A 19,971-nucleotide genomic window follows, 5' to 3' on the forward strand; every position below is an offset into this window, starting at 1 on the left:
TCAGATCGCGTCCGCGTCGGTTTCGCCGGTGCGCACCCGCACGGCCTGCTGCACGTCCAGTACAAAGATCTTGCCGTCACCGATCTTGCCGGTCTGCGCGGTCTTGGTGATCGTCTCGACCACCTGGTCGGCCATGGACGAGGCCACCACGATCTCCAGTTTGATCTTCGGCACGAAATTCACCGCGTATTCGGCGCCGCGATAGATTTCCGTGTGTCCAGACTGTGATCCGAAGCCCTTGATTTCCGTCACCATCATGCCGCGCACGCCGATTCCAGTGAGCGCCTCGCGCACCTCCTCCAGCTTGAACGGCTTGATCGTCGCAATGATCAGTTTCACCTTGGTCCCTTTCGGTTTGGCAGACCGCTGCCTGCGTTTTGCATGGGCAGGAAGCCGCCCGAGCCATTCCATTGGAAGAAACGGCCCTTGTAACAGCCGGGCGACACCCCATTAATGCGCGAAAATTGATCTAAATTCGAACATATGCCGAATTATTAGTCACACTAAAAAGTCATGAATGTGACCGTTTCCCGGTCTACAACCCGGGTGAAAGCCGTTACTCTGCGGCAAAAGACGAAAATGCGGGCAGAGCCAAATGAGTGATTCAGGCCGGGGCAAGGGCCAGTTGGTTGCGGATCGCCGCTATCCGAACAAAACCGCCCAAAAGCCCAAGAAAACAAAGCCGAAAAAGGCCGGGAAAGCCGCGCCGCGCCGCAAGGCCGCGCCGCGTCGCAACCCGGTTGCGGCCTTTGTACTGGGCATGTTCCGCTGGATCTTTGGCCTGATCTGGCGCGTGGTCTGGCGGGTCACGGCGGTGGTTGCGCTGCTCGTGGCCCTCGGCGTCGGCTATTTCTACACCACCCTGCCCTCCTTCGAGGCGCTGCTCGACGGCCGCGCGCGCGGCTCGGTCACGCTCATCGACCGCAACGGCCAGATCTTTGCCTGGCGCGGTGACCAGTTCGGCGGCGCAGTGACCGCCGACAGCGTCAGCCCGCATCTCAAGAACGCGGTGGTCGCCACCGAGGACAAGCGCTTCTACCGGCATTTCGGCGTCTCGCCGCGCGGCGTCGCCAGCGCCATCCGCATCAACCTCTCCGAAGGGCGCGGACCGCTCTCGGGCCATGGCGGCTCGACCATTACCCAGCAGACCGCCAAGCTGCTCTGCCTCGGCACCGAGTTCGACCCAGAAGCGTGGGAGAGCGAGGCCGCCTATGTCGCCGACTGCCGCCAGTCCTCACTGGCACGCAAGGGCAAGGAAGCGCTCTACGCCATGGCGATGGAGGCGAAATATACCAAGGACCAGATCCTCTCGATCTATCTCAACCGCGCCTATATGGGCGGCGGCGCCTATGGCGCCGAGGCCGCCTCGCAGCGCTATTTCAGCAAGCATGCGGGCGAGCTGAACCCGCAGCAGGCGGCGATGCTGGCCGGGCTGCTGACCGCGCCCTCCTCGCTCGCGCCGACCAACGACGTCGAACGCTCGCAGGCCCGCGCCGCCACGGTGCTGCGGCTGATGCGCGAACAGGGCTATCTGACCGCCGAGCAGGAAAAGACCGCGCAGGCCAACCCAGCGACGCTTTCCGAAGAGGCCGAGCGCCGGCTGGGCGGCTATTTCGCCGACTGGGTGATGTCGACGGGCCCGGAATACTTCACCCGCGATACCACCGAGGATGTGGTGATCCAGACCACCCTCGACCCCAAGCTTCAGCGCGCCGCCGAGGCCGCGATGAACAAGGTCTATTCCGAGAAGGTGACCAAGCCGGGCTCTGTCGTGCAGGCGGCCATCGTGGTGATGTCGGCGGACGGCGCCGTGCGCGCCATGGTCGGCGGCAAGAAGACCGGCGTGTCGGGCGTGTTCAACCGCGCCACCCAGGCCAAGCGGCAGACCGGCTCCTCCTTCAAACCCTTCATCTATGCCACCGCGCTGGAACTGGGCTATTCGCCCTATGACACGGTGGTGGACGAACCCTTCTGCATGAACATCCCCGGCTCCGGCCAGTGGTGCCCCAAGAACTATTCGAACAACTTCAAGGGCCGGGTCACGCTGACCGACGCGCTGAAGAACTCGCTGAACATTCCGGCGATCAAGATCTCGGAAAGCGTGGGCCGCGATCTGGTGCACAAGGTGGCCTATGAATTCGGCATCGAGTCCGAGCTGAACGACACCCCCGCCATGGCGCTCGGCACGTCCGAGGCCTCGCTGCTGGAAATGACCGGTGCCTATGCGGGCTTTCTCAACGGCGGCTCGGCCGTGACGCCCTACGGGCTCAAGGAGCTGCGGCTCAAGGGCGACGACACGCCGCTCATGGGCACCGGCGGCGGCATCCGCGAGCGGGTGATCCAGCCCGAGGCCGCGGGCCAGCTGACCTGGATGCTGGAAAAGGTGATCTCCGAAGGCACCGGGCGCCGCGCGCAGCTGCCCGACGGACGACCGGCGGCGGGCAAGACCGGCACCAGTCAGGACAGCCGCGATGGCTGGTTCATCGGCTTTACCGCCGATTACGTCACCGGCGTCTGGATGGGCAATGACGACAACTCGCCGCTCAGAGGCGTGACCGGCGGCGGGCTGCCCGCCGATATCTGGCGCGAGACGATGATCCGCGTGCAGGAGGGCATGCCGATCTCGCCGCTGCCCGCCATGGCCCCCGCGCGCCCCGAGCCGCAGGTGGTGCAGGAGCAGCCGCAGCAAGAGCCCGACCGCGAGCGCCGGCAGCGTGACAATATCATCCAGCAGGTGCTGCGCGACCTTCTCGGACCGCGGAACTAAGGCCAGCGCGACGGGTGGAGTTGCGCACTTAAAAATGTCGCGGAGGCGGTGGGCAGATTGCCCACCCTACCTTCCGTGACGGCATGATCGGCGGCGCGCCACAGGCCGCTGTTGCGGGGCGCCGGGGCGGCTTCTAAGATATGGCAAACCCTGCCCGGAGGAGCGCCCGCCCCATGAGTGTGAAAGAGATCTTCGAGACCATGGAATACGGCCCTGCCCCCGAAAGCGCCGCCGAGGCGCTGGCCTGGCTGGTCGATCAGGGCGATCGCTTCGGCCATTTCATCGACGGCGCCTTTACCGCCCCCGGCGACGGGTTCGAGAGCCGCAACCCCGCCACCGGCGAGGTGCTGGCGACGCTCACTCAGGCGGCGCAGGCCGATATCGACGCCGCCGTCGCCGCCGCCCGTGCGGCGCAGGGCAAATGGGCGCGGCTCGGCGGCAAGGGCCGGGCGCGCCATCTTTATGCGCTGGCGCGGCTGTTGCAAAAGCACGCGCGCCTGTTTGCAGTGCTGGAGACACTCGACAACGGCAAACCCATCCGCGAGAGTCGCGAGATCGACCTGCCGCTGGCCGCGCGGCATTTCTATCACCATGCGGGCTTTGCCCAGCTCATGGAGAGCGAACTGCCGGGCCGCGAGCCGCTGGGCGTCTGCGGCCAGATCGTTCCGTGGAATTTCCCGCTGCTGATGCTGGCGTGGAAGATCGCCCCGGCGCTGGCCATGGGCAACACGGTGGTGCTGAAACCCGCCGAATGGACCTCGCTCACGGCGCTGCTCTTTGCCGATATCTGCCGTCAGGCCGGGCTGCCCAAGGGTGTGGTCAATATCGTCACCGGCGACGGCGCCGTGGGCGAGATGCTGGTTGCCTCTGATGTGGACAAGATCGCCTTTACCGGCTCGACCGAGGTGGGCCGCAGGATCCGCGAAGCGACGGCGGGCAGCGGCAAGGCGCTGACGCTCGAACTGGGCGGCAAGTCGCCCTATATCGTCTTCGAGGATGCCGATCTCGACAGCGCGGTCGAGGGGCTGGTGGATGCGATCTGGCTGAATGGCGGTCAGGTCTGCTGCGCGGGCTCGCGCCTGCTGGTGCAAGAGGGCATTGCCGGGCGCTTTCACGACAAGCTGCGCGCCCGCATGGACAAGCTGCGCGTCGGCGATCCGCTCGACAAATGCATCGACGTGGGCGCCATCGTCGATCCGGTGCAGAAGGCCCGTATTGCCGCAATGGTCGAGGCGAACGACGAGGGCGAGACCTATCGCGCCGGCGCCTGCCCCGAGGGCTGCTTCTACCCGCCGACGCTGATCTCCGGCCTGTCGCCGGCCTCACCGCTGATGCAGGACGAGATCTTTGGCCCGGTTCTGGTAAGCGCAACCTTCCGCACGCCCTCCGAAGCGGTGCAGATTGCCAACAACACCCGCTACGGTCTCGCCGCCAGCGTCTGGTCGGAGAATATCAACACGGCGCTCGACATCGCGCCCAAACTTGCCGCCGGGGTGGTCTGGATCAACGGCAGCAATATGTTCGACGCGGCCGCCCCCTTTGGCGGGCTGCGCGAAAGCGGCTTCGGTCGCGAGGGCGGCTGGGAGGGGCTCAGCGCCTATACCCGCCCGGTCGCGAAACCGAAGCCGCTGAAACCCGTTGCCGCGTTTGCCGGCGACGAAATCGAGCCGCAGCCGGTGGACCGCACCGCCAAGCTCTATATCGGCGGCAAGCAGGCGCGCCCCGATGGCGGCTATGCCCGCAATGTTTATGACAGGCGCGGCAAGCTCATCGGTCAGGCGCCCATCGCCAGCCGCAAGGACATCCGCAACGCCGTCGAGGCGGCGCGCGGCGCTGCCGGCTGGGCCGGAGCCACGGCCCATAACCGCGCGCAGGTGATCTACTATATCGGCGAGAACCTCTCGGCGCGGGCCGAAGAATTCGCTGCCGGCATCGACCGGATGACCGGCGGGCGCTCCGGCGCGAAGGAGGTTGAGGCCGCGGTCGACCGGCTCTTCACCTATGCCGCCTGGGCCGACAAACTCGACGGGCGCGTGGCGCCGGTGCCAATGCGCGGCGCGGCTCTGGCAACGCGCGAGCCCTGCGGCGTGATCGGCGCACTCTGCCCCGACGAGATGCCGCTGCTCGGCCTCGTCTCGCTGATGGCGCCGGCCATTGCGATGGGCAACCGCGTGGTGCTGGCCGCCTCCGAACCCTTCCCGCTCGCCGCCACGGATTTCTATCAGGTGCTCGACACATCGGACGTGCCCGGCGGCGTCGTCAATATCCTCACCGGCAGCCATGCCGAGCTGGCGCCGACGCTTGCCAGCCATATGGATGTGGATGCGGTCTGGAGCTTCTCCGGCACCGACCTATCCGCCGTGATCGAACGGGGCGCTGCGGGCAACCTGAAACGCAGCTGGGTGAACAACGGGCTGGCGCGCGACTGGATGGGCGCCGGGGCCGAGGGGCGTGCCTTTCTCGACGCCGCGACCGAGGTCAAAACCGTGTGGATTCCCTGGGGCGCCTGACCGGCGCCGACGCGGGAGATATTTTTCATCCGTCACCACCGCGCAGGAAAGCTTTGACTCTGCTAGGGATTCGGGCGAAAGCCGCGCAATCCGGCTGCGGGACGCATTCCGGAACATGTGCAATCATTGAGATTTCACACTTCCGATGTTATCTTTTGAGCACGCCCGGCGCCGGGGTGGCATTCGGCGCTTGTCTAGAAGGAGGACGATGTCCTGTCACTTACTGCGAATGCGGCCGGTGCCGCAGAGCCGGGGGCGGCGATGAACGGCCTGCCCCAGTCCGAGGTCACCAGCGAGATGATCCTCGCCGCTGTCCTCAAAAGCCTCGATGACAACAAGGCCGAAGATGTCGTGCAGATCGACCTGCGCGGCAAGACCTCCGTCTGCGATCAGATGGTGATCTGCTCGGGCCGCTCGTCGCGCCAGGTGGTGGCGATCGCCGAAAAGCTCGTCGAGGATCTGAAACACCAGCTGGGTGTGCTTTCGAAATCCGAAGGCCAGGAAACCGGCGACTGGGTGCTGATCGACACGGGCGATGTGATCGTCCATGTCTTCCGCCCGGAAGTGCGCGAGTTCTACCAGCTCGAAAAGATGTGGTTGCCGATGGGCAAGACCGCGCAGACCGCGAACTGACAGCGGTCGCGTGCGGGTGCATCTTTGCGTCGTGGGACGCCTTCGGGCGGGCCCCGAGCGCGATCTTGTCGACGATTATCTCAAACGCTTCGACCGGACGGGGCGGGCGCTGGGGCTGGGCCCCGCGCGCGTGACCGAGGTCGATGACCGCAAGGGCGGTGGCATGGCGGCAGAGGCCGACCTGCTGCGCCGTGCCCTGCCCTCCGGTGCGCGGCTCTGCGTGATGGACGAGCGCGGGCGGCAGATGCCCTCGCCCGATTTTGCGCAAAGGCTCGGACGCTGGCGCGACGGCGGCACGCAGGATCTGGCCTTTGTCATCGGCGGTGCCGACGGAATCGCCCCGGATCTGCGCGCCGAGGCGGATATGGCGCTGTCTTTCGGGCAGATGGTCTGGCCGCATATGCTAGTGCGGGTGATGCTGACCGAGCAGCTCTATCGCGCCGCCTCGATCCTCGCCGGAAGCCCCTATCACCGCGCCTGACACTCGGCGGGTTTCCGCCCGCCCAGCCCTCGTTGGCGGCGAGTTTCCGCTATCGTCAACCCGCTCTGGTTGCCAAGTCACAGATCCTTGATTTAGCAGGATTTCAACGCGGCGTCGTGCTGCCAGACCGACACGCGCTAACGTGCCTGCCACCCTGTCCCCGCGGCCTATTTCGGTCGCACCGGTCGGCGCGTTTTTGGCCCCGGAGGTCCCAAAACACTCCGGGGCCAACTCTTTACCTCCGCACCCGCCGGGCAGATCAGGAATAGGCGTACCAGAGCAGCCCGGCGCCGAGGATCACGCGATAGATCACATAAGGTGTGAAGCTGACCGAACGCAGCAGCCGCATCATCAGCGTCAGCGCCAGCAGCGCCGCGACAAAGGCAAAAACCGCACCGATGGCCCCGTCCCGGGCGACCTGCGCGTCCGCCTCGGAGATCACCTCCGCCCCAAGCAGCACACCAGAGGCCAGAATGGTCGGGATCGACATCAGCATGGAGATCTTGGCGGCGTCGTGCCGGTTATATCCCATGAACCGCGCCCCGGTGATGGTGATGCCAGAGCGCGAGGTGCCTGGGATCAGCGCCACCGCCTGCCAGAGCCCCATCTTCAGCGCGTCCCACACGCCCCAATCCGCCTCAACCTTGTCGGTCCCGCCTGTCTGGTCGGCCCAGTAGAGCACGATGCCGAAGCCCAGCATCGTCCAGCCGATCACCGCGACCGAGCGCAGCGCCTCGTCGAGACCGGTGAGTTTCAGTGCGAGCCCGCAGAGCACCACCGGCACCGTGGCGATGGCCAGCCCCAAGGCCAGCCGCGCGCCGGGCGTGTCGCGGCGCCCGCGCAGCAGATCGAGCGTGCCGAGTGCCGCGACTTTCACATCGGCGCGGAAATAGAGCACCACCGCCGCCAGCGTGCCCACATGCACGGCGACGTCGATGGCCTGGCCCTGATCCGCCATGCCGGAGAGATTCGGCAGTAATATCAGATGACCTGAGGAAGAAATGGGCAGAAATTCGGTGATCCCCTGGATCAAGGCCAGCAGGATCAGTTGCAGCATTGGCATGGGCGCAAACCTCCGGCTAGGCTCATGCGATCTCTATAACGCCCTATTTTTCAGGGGGAAAGAAACAAAAAGGTCCGCTTCGTTACTCAATTTTCACAAAAACATCGCGCACCCGCAGCGAGGGCCCTGAAAGAAAGCGAATATAGGTCATACTTTCTGACTTTTATTTCGTTTTCGCTTTCAGTATGGAGACGCGACCCAAGGACTTGTTCGGAGACCCAGGAACATGGCAAAGCAGCCGATGCTCAAATTCGTGAAAATCGAACGCGACATGCCCGAGAAGCGTGGCGCGACGGTCCGCAACAAGGACTTTGACGAAATCTATGCGGAATTCGCCGACGCGAAGGCCAAGGAACAGGCCAGCCGCTGCTCGCAATGCGGCGTGCCCTATTGCCAGAGCCATTGCCCGCTGCACAACAATATCCCCGACTGGCTGCGCCTGACCGCCATGGGCCGCCTGCAAGAGGCCTATGACATCAGCCAGTCGACCAACACCTTCCCCGAGATCTGCGGCCGCATCTGCCCCCAGGACCGTCTCTGCGAGGGCAATTGCGTGATCGAATCCTCCGGCCACGGCACCGTGACCATCGGCTCGGTCGAGAAATACATCACCGATACCGCATGGGAGAAGGGCTGGGTCACCCCCGCCGCGCCCACGGCCGAGCGCAGCGAGAGCGTCGGCGTCATCGGCGCCGGCCCCGGCGGGCTGGCGGCGGCGGACATGCTGCGCCGCGCCGGTGTGCAGGTGACGGTCTATGACCGCTACGACCGTGGCGGCGGGCTGCTGACCTACGGCATCCCGGGCTTCAAGCTGGAGAAGGATGTGGTCATGCGGCGCATCAAGCAGCTCGAGGATGGCGGCGTGCGCTTTGTCTTCAACTGCAATGTCGGCGCCGACATGTCCTTTGAAGACATCCGCGACCAGCACGATGCGGTGATCATCGCCACCGGCGTCTATAAATCGCGCGACCTGCGCGGCCCGGGTGCCGGCGCGTCGGGCATCGTCAAGGCCATCGACTATCTCACCGCCTCGAACCGCGCCGCGAATTTCGGCGACAAGGTCCCGGAATTCGAAAGCGGCGAGCTGAACGCGAACGGCAAGAAGGTCGTGGTGATCGGCGGCGGCGACACCGCCATGGACTGCGTGCGCACGGCGATCCGTCAGGGCGCGACCAGCGTGAAATGTCTCTACCGCCGCGACCGCGCCAATATGCCGGGCTCGCAGCGCGAGGTGCAGAACGCCGAGGAAGAAGGTGTGGTCTTTGAATGGCTGACCGCGCCGCAGGGCTTCAAGGGCGAGCCGGTCAGTGCCGTTCTCGCGCAGAAGATGCGCCTCGGCCTGCCCGACGCCTCCGGCCGTCAGTCGCCCGAGATCATCGAGGGCAGCGATTACGAAGAGCCCGCCGATCTGGTGATCAAAGCGCTTGGCTTCGAGCCCGAGGAGCTGCCGACGCTCTGGGGCGCGCCCGAGCTGGAAGTGACCCGCTGGGGCACCGTGAAGGCCGAGTTCACCTCCGGCCGCACCGCCCTGCCCGGCGTCTATGCCGTGGGCGACATCGTGCGCGGCGCATCGCTGGTCGTCTGGGCGATCCGCGACGGGCGCGACTGCGCCGAGCATGTGCTCCAGGATTTCGACCGGCAGGCGGCGATTGCCGCCGAATGAACGGCGCCCCTGCCCGAGGCCGCCTCTGCGGCGGACAGGGTGCGGTGAGTATTTGAAGAAAGATGAAAGCGCAGGCGCGTGGCGAGCGCCGCGCCTTCCGGAAAGCGGGATGCCATGACGGAACGAACGGGCGGATGTTTGTGCGGCGCGGTGCGCTATACGGCGAAATCGCTGGGCAGCTTTGGCGTGTGCCATTGCGAGCAGTGCCAGCGCTGGGCCGGCGCGGCGCTTTTTGCGGTGACCGTGCCGCAGGGCGATATGATGCTGGAGGGGGCAGAGCATATCCGCGCCTTCCGCTCCTCGGACTGGGCCAGCCGCGAGTTCTGCGGCCGGTGCGGCTCGGTGCTCTGGTATCGCTTTGACAAGGGTCTCGACGGCGCCGGCGACTTCGAGGTGACCATCGGCACGCTCGACAACGCCGACGGACTGGAGATGCAGCGCGAGATCTTTATCGACCAGAAACCCGACTGCTGGTCGCTGAGCGGCAATCACGAGCGTATGACCCGTGCCGAGACGCTGACCAAATACGGGGTCCAGGTGGACGGCGCCTGACCCGCACGAGATTTTCCCGGCGCCAAGTGCCGGACCTGAACAACCGGCCGCGTGATGCGGCCCTGCATGGAGGTGCAATGCCATGACCACTTACGATCAAGCCTGGGCCGCCGCCGAAGAGGCCAAACGCACATGGATGGAAGAGAACGGCATGTTCCGCGAGGAGCATGAGCATTCCTCCTGCGGTGTGGGCCTTGTGGTGTCCATCGACGGCAAGCCGTCGCGCAAGGTGGTCGAGGCGGGGATCACCGCGCTCAAGGCGATCTGGCACCGCGGCGCGGTCGATGCCGATGGCAAGACCGGCGACGGCGCGGGCATTCATGTGCAGATCCCGGTGGCCTTCTTCTACGACCAGATCGACCGCACCGGCCACGCGCCGCGCAAGGACGAGCTGATGGCCGTCGGCCAGGTCTTTCTGCCGCGCACCAATTTCGGCGCGCAGGAGACCTGCCGGACCATCGTCGAGACCGAAGTGCTGCGCATGGGGCACTATATCTATGGCTGGCGCCACGTTCCTGTGAGCGTCGACTGCCTCGGCGAAAAGGCCAACGCGACGCGCCCCGAGATCGAACAGATCCTGATCTCGAATGCCAAGGGGGTGGACGAAGAGACCTTTGAGCGCGAGCTTTACGTCATCCGCCGCCGCATCGAGAAGGCCGCGCAGGCCGCCGGCATCAACGAGCTCTATATCGCCTCGCTGAGCTGCCGCTCGATCATCTACAAGGGCATGATGCTGGCCGAGCAGGTCAGCGAATTCTATCCCGACCTTCAGGATGAGCGGTTCGAGAGCGCCTTTGCGATCTATCACCAGCGCTATTCCACCAACACCTTCCCGCAATGGTGGCTGGCGCAGCCCTTCCGCATGCTGGCTCATAACGGCGAGATCAACACGATCAAGGGCAATACCAACTGGATGAAGAGCCACGAGATCCGCATGGCCTCCTCCACCTTCGGCGACATGGCCGAGGACATCAAACCGATCATCGCAAATGGCGCGTCGGATTCCGCCGCGCTGGACGCGGTGTTCGAGGTGCTGGTGCGCGCCGGGCGCAACGCGCCGATGGCGAAAACCATGCTGATCCCCGAGAGCTGGTCCAAGCAGGCGGTGGAGCTGCCGCAGGCCTGGCGCGACATGTATTCCTATGTGAACTCGGTGATGGAGCCCTGGGACGGCCCCGCCGCCCTGGCGATGACCGATGGCCGCTGGGTCTGCGGCGGGCTCGACCGCAACGGTCTGCGTCCGATGCGCTATGTGGTGACAGGCGACGGGCTGCTGATCGCGGGCTCCGAGGCGGGCATGGTGCCGGTCGACGAGGGCACGGTGCGCGAAAAGGGCGCGCTCGGCCCGGGCCAGCTCATCGCTGTCGATATGGAAGAGGGCAAGCTCTACCACGACACCGAGATCAAGAACCGCCTCGCCGGCAGCCAGCCCTTCGGCGAATGGGTCGGCAAGATCACCGATCTCGACGCAGCGCTCTCGGGCATCACAGAAAAGCCGCTCTTTGCCGGGTCCGACCTGCGCAAGCGCCAGATCGCGGCCGGCTACACGATGGAAGAGCTGGAGCAGATCCTCGCGCCGATGGCAGAGGACGGCAAGGAATCGCTGGCCTCGATGGGCGACGACACGCCCTCTGCGGTGCTGTCGAAGAAGTACCGCCCGCTGAGCCATTTCTTCCGGCAGAACTTCTCCCAGGTGACCAACCCGCCGATCGACTCCCTGCGCGAATTCCGCGTGATGTCGCTCAAGACGCGGTTCGGCAACCTCAAGAACGTGCTGGACGAAAGCAGCTCGCAGACCGAGATCCTGGTGCTGGAAAGCCCGTTCGTGGCCAACGCCCAGTTCGCCGAGCTGACGGAGCATTTCAATGCGCGTCTGGTGGAGATCGACTGCACCTTCCCCGCCGAACAGGGCGAGGGCGCGCTGCGCGAATCGCTGAGCCGCATCCGCGCCGAGGCCGAGGACGCAGTGCGCTCGGGCGGCGGTCATATCGTGCTGACCGATCAGCACCAGACCGACGACAAGGTGGCGATGCCGATGATCCTCGCCACCAGCGCCGTGCATAGCTGGCTGACCAAGAAGGGGCTGCGCACGTTCTGCTCGCTGGGCATCCGCTCTGCGGAATGCATCGACCCGCATTACTTCGCGGTTCTGGTGGGCTGCGGCGCGACCATCGTGAACCCCTATCTCGCCGAGGACAGCATCGCCGACCGCATCGAGCGCGGCCTGCTCGACGGCACGCTGACCGAGAACATGGCGCGTTACCGCGAGGCCATCGACCAGGGTCTGCTGAAGATCATGGCCAAGATGGGCATCTCGGTGATCTCCTCCTACCGCGGCGGTCTCAACTTCGAGGCCGTGGGCCTGTCGCGCGCCATGTGCGCCGAGTATTTCCCCGGCATGCTGAGCCGGATCTCGGGCATCGGCGTGCACGGCATCCAGCAGAAGGCGGAAGAGATCCACAAGCTGGGCTTTGCCGGCGGACGCGACGTGCTGCCCATCGGCGGGTTCTACAAGGCGCGGAAATCCGGCGAGACCCATGCCTGGGGCGCGCAGACGATGCATCTCATGCAGGCGGCCTGCAACAAGGCCTCCTATGAGCTGTGGAAGACCTATTCCAAGGCGATGCGGGCCAACCCGCCGATCCATCTGCGCGACCTGCTCGACATCAAACCGGTGGGCAAGGCGATCCCGATCGAGGAGGTGGAAAGCATCACCTCGATCCGCAAACGCTTTGTCACGCCGGGCATGTCGCTGGGGGCGCTGAGCCCCGAGGCGCACAAGACACTCAACGTCGCGATGAACCGCATCGGCGCCAAGTCCGACTCGGGTGAGGGCGGCGAGGATCCGGCGCATTTCGTGCCGGAGCCCAATGGCGACAACCCGTCGGCAAAGATCAAGCAGGTGGCCTCGGGGCGTTTCGGTGTGACCGCCGAATACCTCAACCACTGCGAAGAGCTTGAGATCAAGGTCGCTCAGGGCGCCAAGCCCGGCGAGGGCGGCCAGCTGCCCGGCATGAAGGTGACCGAACTGATCGCGCGTCTGCGGCATTCGACCAAGGGCGTGACGCTGATCTCGCCGCCGCCGCACCACGATATCTACTCGATCGAGGATCTGGCGCAGCTGATCTACGACCTCAAGCAGATCAACCCGCGCTGCAAGGTGACGGTGAAGCTGGTGGCCTCCTCCGGCGTCGGCACCATCGCGGCGGGCGTGGCCAAGGCCAAGGCCGACGTCATCCTGATCTCTGGCCACAATGGCGGCACCGGGGCGTCTCCGGCGACCTCGATCAAATATGCCGGCCTGCCCTGGGAGATGGGCCTGACCGAGGCGCATCAGGTGCTGGCGATGAACAAGCTGCGCGACCGGGTGACACTGCGCACCGATGGCGGTCTGCGCACGGGCCGTGACATCGTCATGGCCGCGATGCTGGGCGCCGAGGAATATGGCATCGGCACCGCCGCGCTGATCGCGATGGGCTGCATCATGGTGCGTCAGTGCCAGTCGAACACCTGCCCGGTGGGCGTCTGCACGCAGGACGAGGCGCTGCGCGGCAAGTTCACCGGCAGCGCGGACAAGGTGGTGAACCTCATCACCTTCTACGCCACCGAGGTGCGCGAGATCCTCGCCTCCATCGGCGCGCGCAGCCTGAACGACGTGATCGGGCGGGCCGACCTGCTGCGTCAGGTCAGCCGCGGGGCCGAGCATCTCGACGATCTCGATCTCAATCCGCTGCTAATCCGCGTCGATGGCGCCGACGATATCGTCTACGACCGCAACAAGGGCCGCAACGTCGTGCCTGACACGCTCGATGCCGAGATCGTCCGCGACGGCCACCGCTTCCTTGAGGATGGCGAGAAGATGCAGCTTTCCTACGCGGTGCAGAACACGCACCGCACGGTGGGCACGCGGACCTCGTCGCATATCGTCAGCAAGTTCGGCATGCGCAACGCGCTGCAACCCGACCACCTGCATGTGAAGCTGACCGGCTCCGCCGGGCAGTCGCTGGGGGCCTTCGCGGCGCCGGGCCTCAAGATCGAGGTCTCGGGCGATGCCAACGACTATGTCGGCAAGGGTCTCTCCGGCGGCACCGTGGTGGTGCGTCCGCCGATGATGTCGCCGCTCAAGGCCGAGGTGAACACGATCATCGGCAACACCGTGCTTTACGGCGCAACCGACGGTTACCTGTTTGCCGCCGGCCGCGCGGGCGAGCGTTTCGCGGTGCGCAACTCCGGCGCCAAGGTGGTGGTCGAGGGCTGCGGCTCCAACGGCTGCGAATACATGACCGGCGGCGTGGCGGTGATCCTCGGGCCCATCGGTGCCAACTTCGGCGCCGGCATGACCGGCGGCATGGCCTATCTCTACGACCCCAAGGGCGAAGCGGCGGACATGATGAACATGGAAAGCCTCGTCACCTGCCCGGTGAACAGCGAGCACTGGGAAGCGGAGCTGAAAGGCATGATCGAGCGCCATCTGGCCGAGACCAAAAGCCGCAAGGCCGAGGACATCCTCCAGCACTGGGATCTGGAGAAGGTCAACTTCCTCCAGGTCTGCCCCAAGGAGATGCTGAACAAGATCGCCCACCCGCTGGGCATCGAGGACAGCCTCGCCGTGCCGGCGGAATAAGCCTCGGCTTTCATGAGATGTCGCAGACGCCCGGGGATTTCCCCGGGCGTCTTGCTTTTGGCCTGAAGTGCAGGGAAAAAACCGCCCGACCGAGTGATTTTTCCGGATTGCGCCACATTGTTTACCTAACGGCACCCAATTCAGTGGCCATAAAGGAATTGTTCGGAGTGTTAGTTCCAAATGTAACCCGTGGCGTATGATGATGAGTGTCGGATATCGTCCCCTGCCACTGGGGCGGCCAAGGCCCGGAGCGCATAGATGCGCCGGGCCTTGTGCGTGTTGCACGCTTCCCCCCGCCCGCCAGCCCGTGTATTTCTAAGCTCATGGCGCGAGCAGCGAAAAAACCGAAGAAGCAGGCAAAACCCGACAAGCTGCGTGAGGCGGTCGCAAAGCCGCGCAGGCGGATCCGTCCGGGGCGCTGGCTGCTGCGGCAGACGTTCAGACTCGGCATGGTCGCGGTGGGGCTGCTGCTGCTGGCGGTCCTGCTCTACAAGCTGATCAACCCGCCCACCACCTACACGATGTGGTCCGAGGGCCGGCGGCTCGGCGCCTCCGTCGATCAGCGCTGGGTCGATGCCGAGCGCATCGCACCGGTGATGCTGCGTTCGGTCGTGGCGGCAGAGGATGCCAATTTCTGCACCCATTGGGGCTTTGACATGCGGGCGATCCGCGCCGCCATCGAAGAAGGCGGCAATCGCGGAGCCTCGACGATCAGCCAGCAGGTCGTGAAGAACGTCTATCTCTGGCAGGGCCGCAGCTGGCCGCGCAAGGCGCTGGAAGCGCTGATCACCCCGGTGGTGGAGGCACTCTGGTCGAAACGGCGCATTCTCGAGATCTATCTCAACATCGCCGAGTTCGACGAAGGCGTGTTCGGCGTCGAAGCAGCCTCCCGGCATTACTTCGGCGTCGGCCCGGACAAGCTGAGCGCCACCCAGGCGGCACGTCTCGCCGCGATCCTGCCCGACCCCAAGGACCGCTCGGCCTCGCGCCCCTCGAGCTATGTCCAGCGCCGTGCCGCACAGATCCGCGACGGCGCCGCCACCATCGAACGCGATGGCCGCGCCGCCTGCTTCGAATAGCGGATCGCCAACCTACATCGCGACAGCGACAAGACTATTGCCTTTTGCCCGCCCGGGCTGTTCTGTGAACCCATTCAATAGTCGAGATATGATCGGAGACACGATAGATGGCGGGCTTGGGTTCCCTGATTGGCCGTGCGCTGGCTTTTGGCATTCCTGCCGCTCTTGGTGCTGCGGCCTTTGTCTATGCGGAAACGCTGAAACAGCCCCCCGCCGAGGCCGCCGTGAAGCGTCCCTCCCTGCCCGTCCGGGTTCTGACCATGCAACCTGTGCCGGTCCTGCCCCGGCTGTCGGGCTACGGCACCGTCAACCCGGCGCGCGAATGGCACGCGGTGGCGCGTGTCGCCGGCGACATCGTGGAAACCGGGGCAGATCTCGCGGCGGGCACGCTGATGGCAGCGGATACGGTGCTCTTCAGGATCGACGATTCGGATCTGCGCCTGTCGCTGGCGCAGATGGACGCGCAGATCGCTGCGGCGGATGTGAAGAACGACACGCTCGCCGCCAGCCTGGACATCGCGCGCGCCGATCTGGAGCTCGCCCGGGCCGAACTGGCGCGGCAGGAGCGGCTGACCGACCAGGGAGTCGCGGCGCGCGCCGGGCTCGATGCCGCCCGCCGGCAGGAACTCTCCGCCCGCGCGCAGGTGACCGGACTCGAAAACGAGCGCCGACTGGCCGCCGCCGAGCGCGAGGTCGTGCTGTCGCAAAAGGCCACGGTGGCACGGGCGCTCGACTTCACTGAGATCCGTGCGCCCTACGACCTGCGCATCACCGAGGTGACCGCCACGGAGGGCCAATATGTCGGGGCGGGGCAGACGCTGCTCGCCGCCGAGGACCTCGCGGCGGCAGAGGTGCCGGCACGGTTCCCGTTGGGCCATATCGGCCCGCTGTTGCGGCTGGCCGGCGGGGACGCCGAGGTCGCGGATCTGAAAGCCCGCGTGCGCCTCACGGCGCCGGGCCACGATGTCACCTGGAAAGCGGAGGTCGTACGGGTCGGCGACGCCATCGACAGCGGGACGCAAAGCGCCACGGTGGTGGTGCGCGTCGAGGATCCGCTCGGCCAGGCCGCTGCCGGAGAGCGCCCGCCGCTGCGGCGCAACATGTTTGTCGAGGTGCTGCTGATCGGCCCGCAGACCGAACGGCTCGTGGCCCCGGCAGATGCGGTCTGGGACGGTACGGCGCTGGTCGTGGGCGCCGACGAGACGCTTCAGAAACGCGCCGTGACCATCGCCTTCACCATGGGCGATCTTGCGGTGATCGACAGCGGGCTGGAACCCGGCGACCAACTGGTGATCACGTCGCCGACCGTGGCCGTGCCCGGCATGCAGGTGAAACCGGTCGAGGACAGTGCCCGCATGACCGCCCTTGCCGCCGAGGCGCTGGGGCAGAGCGCGCCTGCAGGCGGCGGCGCGGGGAGCGGTCAAGGCAAAAACAAATCCGGCGAGGCCGGCAAATGATCCGGCTCTTCGCGCTCCACCCCACGGCAGCGAATATCCTTATGATCGCGCTGCTGGCGCTCGGCCTCGCGGCGCTGCCCAAGCTGCAACGCGATACCTTTCCGCTGGTGGCGCCCTCTGAGGTAGAGATCCGTATCGCCTATCCCGGCGCCACCCCCGCCGAGGTCGAGCGCGGCATCTGCGTCATGGCCGAGACCCCGCTGCGCCGCGTCGAAAACCTCGACCGGCTGACCTGCCTCGCGCGCGAAAACACCGCGATCCTCACCGCCGAGATCGTCGAAGGCGCCGACATGACGCGGTTTCACAACGATCTGAAGGCCGCAATCGACGGCGTGACCGGCTTTCCCGACAAGGCCGAGGATCCGGTGAGCACAGTGGTCGAGCGCGTCGCCTCCGTGGCCTCCATCGCCGTCACCGGGCCGGAAGACCCGCAGGTTCTCTTTGCCTATGCCTCCGCGCTCGCCGACCGGCTGCGCGCCGATCCCGAGATCTCGGATGTGGAGGTGAACGGTTTTTCCGACCGCGAGATCGCGGTCACCTTCGACGCGGTGGCCCTGCGCCGCCACGGGCTGAACATCGCGCAGATCGCCTCTGTCCTGTCGCAGCACAGCCTCGATCTGCCGGCGGGCACGCTGCAAGGGCCCGATGGCGATGCCGCGATCCGCTTTCTGGGAGAGAAACGCAGCCCCGCCGAGCTGGCCCGCATCCCCGTCGCGGGCAGCGCGAGCGGCGGCACGCTGCTGCTGGGCGATGTGGCAACGATCCGTGCCGGCTTCGCCGATCCGGCACAGGCGGCCTATTACGGCGCCCACCGCGCCGCCATCGTCTCGGTGAATAAGACCGCCACGCAGGATGCGTTGCGCGTCAAGGCAGCGCTCGACCGGCAGATCGCGCAGGCACGCGCCGATGCGCCGGGCAATATCGCGCTGGCGATCTCGCAGGACTCCACCAGCAATATCCGCGACCGCCTGCGCATCATCGCCGAGAACGGCACGCAGGGCCTGCTCCTTGTTCTGGCGGTGATGTGGCTGTTCTTCGGCTTCCGTCTGTCCTTCTGGGTGGCGATGGGGCTGCCGGTCTCGTTCCTGGGCGCGATCTTTGCGATGCAGCTTCTGGGCTACACGATCAATATGATGACCATGGTGGCGCTGCTGATCGCGGTGGGGCTGCTGATGGACGACGCCATCGTGATTTCCGAAAACATCGTGCGCCGGCGCGAGGCCGGGGAAGCGCCCCACAATGCGGCTGTGAACGGCGTGCGACAGGTCGGGCCGGGGGTCTTCGCCTCTTTCCTGACCACGGCGATGATCGTGGGGCCGCTGAGCTTCATGACCGGCAGTATCGGCGCGGTGCTGAAATACATCCCCATCGTGCTGCTGCTGGTGCTCGCCATCAGCCTGATCGAAGCCTTCCTCATCCTGCCCGCGCATATGCGCCATTCGCTGGGTCGGAGGGCAGAGCCGGGGCGCATCAGCGGCGCGGTGAATGACGGCTTTGCCCGGTTCCGCGACGCGGTGATCGTGCCGCTCGCCGGGCTGGCACTGCGCTTTCGCTATGCAACGCTGGGCCTTGCGGTGTTTCTCGTGCTGATCTCGCTCGCCCCCTATTCCGGCGGCTTTATCAAGTATCAGAGCTTTCCCCAGCTCGAGAGCGACACTGTCGAGGCGCGGCTGCTGCTGGCCGAGGGCGCGCCGCTGTCGCTGACCGAAAAGCGCGTGGCCAAGGTGGTCTCGGCGCTGGACATCATGAATGCCGAACTGACGCCCGCGCAGCCCGGGGGCCAGTCGCTTGTCCAGAGTTACACGGTCACCTATGGCAGCAACCCCGACGCGCCGGGCACCGGCCCGCATATGGCGACGATCAGCGCCAAGCTGTTGCCCGCCGGCACGCGCAACACCGATGTCACCGAGATTCTCGACCGCTGGAAGATGCTCAGCGGACGGCTGCCCGACATGGCCGCATTCCGCATCACCGACAAGGAGCGCGGCGCCGGGGGCAAACCCATCGACCTGCTCGTACAGGGCCCCGATCTGGAAGCGCTGGCAGCCACCGCCCGCGAGATGCGTCGGTTTTTCCGCGAGTTCGACGGGGTGCGCGACGTGACCTTCGACCTGATGCCCGGCAAGCCGGAATATCTCGTCCGGCTCGACACCGCCGCCGCCAACGCACTGGGGGTCGCGCCGCAGACCCTCGCCGGCGAGCTGCGCGCCGCGTTCCGCGGCGACAGCGCGCTCAGCTTCGCCGACGGGCTGGGCGAGGTCGATGTGGTCGCGCGCTTTGGCGCCGGCGACCGGATCGCGCTGTCAGATATCACCGATCTGCGGATCCGCAGCAGCTCCGGCGCGCTGGTGCCGCTCTCGGCGGTGGCGACGGTGACGCAATCGCGCGGCTATGCCACGATCAACCGGGTCGACGGGCAGCGCAGCGTGCGCATTCAGGGCACGATCAATCCCGCCGTGGCCAATGCCCGCGAGCTGATGGCGGCGCTGCGCGCCTCCTATCTGCCCGAGCTCGCGGCAACCCGCCCCGAGATCTCCGTGCGGATTCTCGGCGAGGCCGAAGACACCGCGACCACCGGCAGCTCGCTGGCGCGCAATATGGCGCTCGGTGCCGGTGGCGTGTTCCTGTTGCTGGCCTTCTACCTGCAAAGCTTTGTCCGCACGCTGGCGGTGCTGGCCGCGATCCCGCTCAGCGTTGTGGGCGTGATGTGGGGGCATATGGCGCTGGGGCTTCAGATCTCTCTGCCGAGCCTCGTGGGGCTGGCGACGCTTGCCGGGGTGGTGGTGAACGACTCGATCCTTCTGGTGAATTTCATCGACGACAAGACCGCCCGCGGCATGGATGTGCTGGAGGCCGGGCGCGAGGCGGTGCGCGACCGGTTCCGTGCGATCTTTCTGACCTCGCTGACCACGGTGGTGGGGCTCGGCCCGCTGCTTTTCGAGCCGAGCACGCAGGCGCAGTTCCTGCGCCCCATCGTGGCGAGCCTCGCCTTCGGCCTCACAGCCGCGACCTTTCTGGCGCTGTTCGTGACGCCTGCGGTGATCGCGGTGCTTCAGGATTTCGGGCTGCGCCCGCGTGTTGCAGAGGCAGAAGGAGAGGTCGTGCCGGCGTAGGTCTGCGGTCGGTGGGTTGGAAACCCACC

Annotated in this window: 12 protein-coding genes; 10 read left to right on the forward strand and 2 right to left on the reverse strand. The window is 66.1% G+C overall.

The window, feature by feature from the left end; translation table 11 throughout:
- Positions 1-339, reverse strand: a complete 339-nt coding sequence (locus I6N89_RS15175) for a P-II family nitrogen regulator (RefSeq protein ID WP_076706002.1) — start codon at positions 337-339, stop codon at positions 1-3.
- Positions 340-595: 256 nt separating this feature from the next.
- On the opposite strand from I6N89_RS15175, the gene I6N89_RS15180 reads away from it, so the two are divergent.
- The 4 genes from I6N89_RS15180 (at position 596) to rlmH (ending at position 6,391) form a co-directional block, all read left to right on the forward strand.
- On the forward strand, positions 596-2,767 hold the full coding sequence (locus I6N89_RS15180) for a transglycosylase domain-containing protein (RefSeq protein ID WP_207019268.1): 2,172 nt from the start codon (positions 596-598) through the stop codon (positions 2,765-2,767).
- Positions 2,768-2,940: 173 nt separating this feature from the next.
- Positions 2,941-5,277: an aldehyde dehydrogenase family protein gene (locus tag I6N89_RS15185; RefSeq protein WP_207019269.1), complete on the forward strand. Its 2,337-nt coding sequence runs from the start codon at positions 2,941-2,943 to the stop codon at positions 5,275-5,277.
- A gap of 261 nt (positions 5,278-5,538) precedes the next feature.
- A complete protein-coding gene (gene rsfS, locus I6N89_RS15190; protein ID WP_207019270.1) occupies positions 5,539-5,910 on the forward strand; it encodes a ribosome silencing factor in 372 nt (123 codons plus the stop codon).
- A gap of 10 nt (positions 5,911-5,920) precedes the next feature.
- Positions 5,921-6,391, forward strand: coding sequence for a 23S rRNA (pseudouridine(1915)-N(3))-methyltransferase RlmH (rlmH, locus tag I6N89_RS15195; protein ID WP_207019271.1), 471 nt, complete (start codon positions 5,921-5,923; stop codon positions 6,389-6,391).
- 259 nt (positions 6,392-6,650) lie between these two features.
- Here rlmH and I6N89_RS15200 read toward each other — a convergent pair whose 3' ends face one another.
- On the reverse strand, positions 6,651-7,454 hold the full coding sequence (locus I6N89_RS15200; RefSeq protein ID WP_207019272.1) for an undecaprenyl-diphosphate phosphatase: 804 nt from the start codon (positions 7,452-7,454) through the stop codon (positions 6,651-6,653).
- 226 nt (positions 7,455-7,680) lie between these two features.
- On the opposite strand from I6N89_RS15200, the gene I6N89_RS15205 reads away from it, so the two are divergent.
- From I6N89_RS15205 to I6N89_RS15230, 6 genes are all read left to right on the forward strand, one after another.
- Positions 7,681-9,117 (forward strand): NAD(P)-dependent oxidoreductase, encoded by a 1,437-nt coding sequence (locus I6N89_RS15205; protein ID WP_207019273.1) that lies wholly within the window; start codon positions 7,681-7,683, stop codon positions 9,115-9,117.
- A 114-nt stretch (positions 9,118-9,231) separates the two neighbouring features.
- Positions 9,232-9,669: a GFA family protein gene (locus I6N89_RS15210; protein WP_236016656.1), complete on the forward strand. Its 438-nt coding sequence runs from the start codon at positions 9,232-9,234 to the stop codon at positions 9,667-9,669.
- Between the two features lie 82 nt (positions 9,670-9,751).
- Positions 9,752-14,293: a glutamate synthase large subunit gene (gene gltB / locus I6N89_RS15215; RefSeq protein WP_207019274.1), complete on the forward strand. Its 4,542-nt coding sequence runs from the start codon at positions 9,752-9,754 to the stop codon at positions 14,291-14,293.
- A gap of 323 nt (positions 14,294-14,616) precedes the next feature.
- Positions 14,617-15,372 (forward strand): monofunctional biosynthetic peptidoglycan transglycosylase, encoded by a 756-nt coding sequence (mtgA, locus tag I6N89_RS15220; protein ID WP_207019275.1) that lies wholly within the window; start codon positions 14,617-14,619, stop codon positions 15,370-15,372.
- Between the two features lie 107 nt (positions 15,373-15,479).
- Entirely contained in the window at positions 15,480-16,829 is a 1,350-nt protein-coding gene (locus tag I6N89_RS15225) for an efflux RND transporter periplasmic adaptor subunit (RefSeq protein ID WP_207019276.1), read from the forward strand.
- Positions 16,826-19,942 carry an efflux RND transporter permease subunit gene (locus tag I6N89_RS15230; protein WP_207019277.1) on the forward strand — a complete coding sequence of 1,039 codons (3,117 nt, stop codon included), beginning with the start codon at positions 16,826-16,828 and terminating at the stop codon, positions 19,940-19,942. The genes I6N89_RS15225 and I6N89_RS15230 overlap by 4 nt, the downstream gene beginning before the upstream one ends.
- Positions 19,943-19,971 lie beyond the last annotated feature (29 nt).

Origin of the sequence: Salipiger abyssi (assembly GCF_017311415.1) — a bacterium.
Lineage (GTDB): Bacteria > Pseudomonadota > Alphaproteobacteria > Rhodobacterales > Rhodobacteraceae > Salipiger > Salipiger abyssi_A.

What these genes read in the sequence shown, in the direction of transcription:
- I6N89_RS15180 (WP_207019268.1), top strand. Translation starts at nt 596, where the DNA reads ATGAGTGATTCAGGCCGGGGCAAGGGCCAGTTGGTTGCGGATCGCCGC.
- I6N89_RS15185 (WP_207019269.1), top strand. Translation starts at nt 2,941, where the DNA reads ATGAGTGTGAAAGAGATCTTCGAGACCATGGAATACGGCCCTGCCCCC.
- rsfS (WP_207019270.1), top strand. Translation starts at nt 5,539, where the DNA reads ATGAACGGCCTGCCCCAGTCCGAGGTCACCAGCGAGATGATCCTCGCC.
- I6N89_RS15200 (WP_207019272.1), bottom strand. Translation starts at nt 7,454, where the DNA reads ATGCCAATGCTGCAACTGATCCTGCTGGCCTTGATCCAGGGGATCACC.
- I6N89_RS15205 (WP_207019273.1), top strand. Translation starts at nt 7,681, where the DNA reads ATGGCAAAGCAGCCGATGCTCAAATTCGTGAAAATCGAACGCGACATG.
- I6N89_RS15210 (WP_236016656.1), top strand. Translation starts at nt 9,232, where the DNA reads ATGACGGAACGAACGGGCGGATGTTTGTGCGGCGCGGTGCGCTATACG.
- gltB (WP_207019274.1), top strand. Translation starts at nt 9,752, where the DNA reads ATGACCACTTACGATCAAGCCTGGGCCGCCGCCGAAGAGGCCAAACGC.
- mtgA (WP_207019275.1), top strand. Translation starts at nt 14,617, where the DNA reads ATGGCGCGAGCAGCGAAAAAACCGAAGAAGCAGGCAAAACCCGACAAG.
- I6N89_RS15225 (WP_207019276.1), top strand. Translation starts at nt 15,480, where the DNA reads ATGGCGGGCTTGGGTTCCCTGATTGGCCGTGCGCTGGCTTTTGGCATT.
- I6N89_RS15230 (WP_207019277.1), top strand. Translation starts at nt 16,826, where the DNA reads ATGATCCGGCTCTTCGCGCTCCACCCCACGGCAGCGAATATCCTTATG.